We start from the raw sequence: 3,267 nt of genomic DNA, 5'->3' as shown, positions 1-3,267 counted from the left end.
GAGCCGCTTCGTCCCCAGGCCACGTTCTGCTTCCACTGCAGATGGCGCCGGGGCGATCCCGTGCCGCCGCAGCGACCATCGGGGGTCCCTGCGGCGGCACGGGATCGCCCCGGCGCCATCTGCAGTGGAAGCAGAACGTGGCCTGGGGACGAAGCGGCTCGCCGCAGCTCGGACAGCTCTCCACGCCCTCCACCACCGGTCCAACCATAGCCGTTGGGGGATGCGCGGCGTCGTCGCCCTCGGTCTACAGTCTTCACATGGCGCGATGGTGTCCGAACTGCGGCAGTGAGTACGTCGACGGCAAGGCCACGTGCTCGGAGTGCGACGTCCCCCTCCAGGCCGTCCGGCCTCCACGCCGCGGGCGCTCAGCGCCTTCGTTCACACCCGACGACGCCATCTTCATCGAGCCCCGCGCGGCGCGCGGCTACAGCGACCCCTTCATCCCCATCTGGGAGGGGGCCTACGAGGAGGGGGTGCACCTGATCCGCCGGCTCGAGGACGCGAGCGTCCCGGTCGAGACCGCCGAGGCCGCCGAGGCCGGGCGCCTCCGGGTCCAGGTGCCGCGGTCCTACATCGAAGAGGCGTACGCCGTGCTCGACCGACCCGACGTGGCCGCGTCCGATGTCTCGTTCGAGGTCCCCGACGACCCGTCCGCGCTCTTCGAGTCGGGAGCCGAAGAGGGGGACGAGGGAGAGCCGGCGAACAACAGGTTGCTGTCGGTCGTGCTGGCCGTGGTGGCCGTGATCCTCGTAGTGGTCCTCATCGTGACCTGACCAACAAGGGGGGCGCGTTGCAACCCGGCAGCTTCGGCGACCTGATGGCGCCCGAGGATCTCGAGCTCGTCCGGGCCCGGGGGGGGCGGCGGAGGTTCCCACGCGGGACGATCCTCTTCCACGAGGGCGAGACCCCCGACCGCGTCCTGCTGCTCGAGCGCGGACGCGTGAAGGTGTCCACCGTGTCGCGCGACGGCCACGAGACCGTCCTCGCGGTCCGGGGGCCGGGAGACCTGCTGGGCGAGCTGTCCGCGGTCGACGGCGACGCGCCGTCCGCGACCGTCGTCGCCCTGGAGGAGGTCGAGGCCCACGCGATGTCCACGGAGGACTTCCGCCGGGTGCTGTCGGACTCGCCCCGCATCGCGCTCCTGCTCCTTGGCACGCTCAGCAACCGCCTGCGCGACGCCGACCGTAAGAGGATGGAGTTCGGTGCCTACGACACCGAGGGGCGGGTGGCCAGCCGGCTCGTCGAGCTCGCCGAGCGGTTCGGACCCGCCGAGCCGACCGTCGTCCACCTCGACCTCCCCATCTCACAGGAGGAGCTCGCGGGGTGGGTGGGTTCCTCGCGCGAGGCGGTGAGCAAGGCCTTGCGGGCTCTGCGCGAGGACGGATGCATAGAGACGGGACGCAAGACCGTCACCATCCTCGACCTCTCCGCCCTCCGGGCGCGCGCGACCTGAGGGTCAGGTCCGCACGGCGGCGAGCCGGATCCCGGCGTACACCGCCTCGTTGACGGGGACGGGCACACCGACCCGCTCCCCCGCCCTCACGATCGCCCCGTTGAGGTGGTCGACCTCGAGCCGCTTGCCGCGCGCCCGGTCGCGCGACATCGACGAGGTGGCGCCCGGGTCGATCCGCGAGGAGTACTCCATGCGCTCCGCTACCAGGTCGGGCGGCAGGGGCACCCCCGCGGCTCGGCCGACCCCTTCGACCTCCTCGACGATGCGGCGCCAGGTGGCCGCGCCATGCGGGTCGGACAGGATCTCGCCGACCGGGCGGCCGTAGAGGGTCGTCAGGCCGGCCATCGCGCAGATCAGCGACATCTTCGTCCACAGCGCGACGCGGACGTCCTGCTGCGGCTGGGACTCGATCCACCCTCCGGCCGAGAGCCACCCGTGCACGAGATCCGTCCGGGCGGTCCAGCCGCCGTCCGGCTCCCCGAACGTGATGCGGGCGTAGGTGGAGACCACCTCGACGCGGCCAGGCTCCGTGAGGTCGGCGACGATCCCCGTGGTGCCGGCGAGGACGACGTCCCCCAGCACCTCCCGCACCCGCTCCGCGGCATCCACCCCGTTCTGGAGGGTCAGGACGATGCCGCCGCAAGGCGCCACGGCCCAGGCCGCGTCCTCGAGGTCGTAGGACTTCACGGTCAGCAGGACGAGGTCCCGCTCCCCGGCGTCCGCGGGGTCGTCGGTCGCGGCGACGACCGGGAGAGAGATCGTGCCGCGGGCGCCGGTGACGAGGAGGCCGCGGTCGCGCAACGCTTCCAGGTTCGCTCCCCGGGCGACGAACACCACGTCGTGTCCCGCCTGGGCCAGGGCGGCGCCGAACGCGCCTCCCACCCCGCCCGCTCCGACCACGAGGACCCGTGCCACGCCCCAGTATGCGTTGGACGGTGTGGCGGGGCTCGGCCACACTGTGGTCCGGATGCCGGCCGGACCACGGGCGCTTCTTCGCGGGGGGATGGCGATCGTCGTGGCGGTCGCCGCCGCCGCCGCATGGACAACCCCCGCGGTCGCGCAGACCCCGCTGCGCGTGGCAGCCGGGTTCGACGGACGGTTCATCCCCGGCGCGCGCGTCCCGGTGCAGGTGACCGTGGAGGCAGACCGTCTCGTCGAAGGCACCCTCCGCGTGACGTATCCACGCGAGGGGGAGCCGACCATCGAGATGCCGGTCGAGGTCCCGGGCGGGAGCGTGAAGGTCTTCACGCTCGTGGTCCCGACGAGGCTCGACGGCACGGCGCCCTCCCGGGTCGTCCTCGAGCACGACGGACAGACGACCGCCGCGAGGATCCCCAGACTGGAACGGCTCCGTGACGAGGAGCTGGTCGCGCTCGACCGGTCGCTGCTGGCGGGGGGACCCCTGCCCGGTCCCGCGCCGCTCGTGGCCGAGACCGGGACGGCGCGGTTCGCCGAGCTGAGCGAGGCGCTCCTCGCGCAGGCTCCGGACAGCCTCGAGAGCGTGACGGTGATCGGTCTCGGTCCGGACGGGCTCGATGCCCTGGGCCCGCGGGCGCGCGAGGCGCTCCTGCGCTGGGTCGCGCTGGGCGGCTCCCTATACATCGATGCCCAGTCGGGCCCCGTCCCCTCGCTGCCGGAGGGGTGGCAGCCGGGACCTGAGGGACGGGTCCGGGCGGGAGCCGGATGGATCCGCCTCACGGGCGGAGCGATGTCGGACGGACGCTGGCCCGGACTCGTGGAGCCCACGATGCGCTCGGCGCGCGTGTCGGGCTCCCTCGAAGAGATGGGGATGATGGGGGACTTCGGGGGAGGCG

The 3,267-nt window shown here is 73.1% G+C and carries 4 protein-coding genes; 3 read left to right on the top strand and 1 reads right to left on the bottom strand.

The window, feature by feature from the left end; translation table 11 throughout:
- Nucleotides 1–257: 257 nt before the first annotated feature.
- Both VM840_11560 and VM840_11555 read left to right on the top strand, forming a co-directional pair.
- Complete coding sequence (locus VM840_11560; GenBank protein ID HVL82213.1) at nucleotides 258–773, top strand: hypothetical protein; 516 nt, start codon at nucleotides 258–260, stop codon at nucleotides 771–773.
- A 17-nt stretch (nucleotides 774–790) separates the two neighbouring features.
- Nucleotides 791–1,453 carry a Crp/Fnr family transcriptional regulator gene (locus VM840_11555; GenBank protein HVL82212.1) on the top strand — a complete coding sequence of 221 codons (663 nt, stop codon included), beginning with the start codon at nucleotides 791–793 and terminating at the stop codon, nucleotides 1,451–1,453.
- A 3-nt stretch (nucleotides 1,454–1,456) separates the two neighbouring features.
- On the opposite strand, the gene VM840_11550 is transcribed toward VM840_11555, so the two are convergent.
- Nucleotides 1,457–2,368, bottom strand: a complete 912-nt coding sequence (locus tag VM840_11550) for a 2-dehydropantoate 2-reductase (protein HVL82211.1) — start codon at nucleotides 2,366–2,368, stop codon at nucleotides 1,457–1,459.
- A gap of 88 nt (nucleotides 2,369–2,456) precedes the next feature.
- On the opposite strand from VM840_11550, the gene VM840_11545 reads away from it, so the two are divergent.
- The coding region (locus tag VM840_11545) for a hypothetical protein (GenBank protein HVL82210.1) at nucleotides 2,457–3,267 on the top strand (811 nt) is incomplete at its 3' end.

It is taken from the genome of Actinomycetota bacterium, from assembly GCA_035540895.1.
In the GTDB taxonomy this organism is placed as follows: domain Bacteria; phylum Actinomycetota; class JAICYB01; order JAICYB01; family JAICYB01; genus DATLFR01.
The sequence above is the reverse complement of the archived record's forward strand: the minus strand, read 5'-3'. Positions and strand labels throughout refer to the sequence as shown.

What these genes read in the sequence shown, in the direction of transcription:
- VM840_11560 (HVL82213.1), top strand. Translation starts at nt 258, where the DNA reads ATGGCGCGATGGTGTCCGAACTGCGGCAGTGAGTACGTCGACGGCAAG.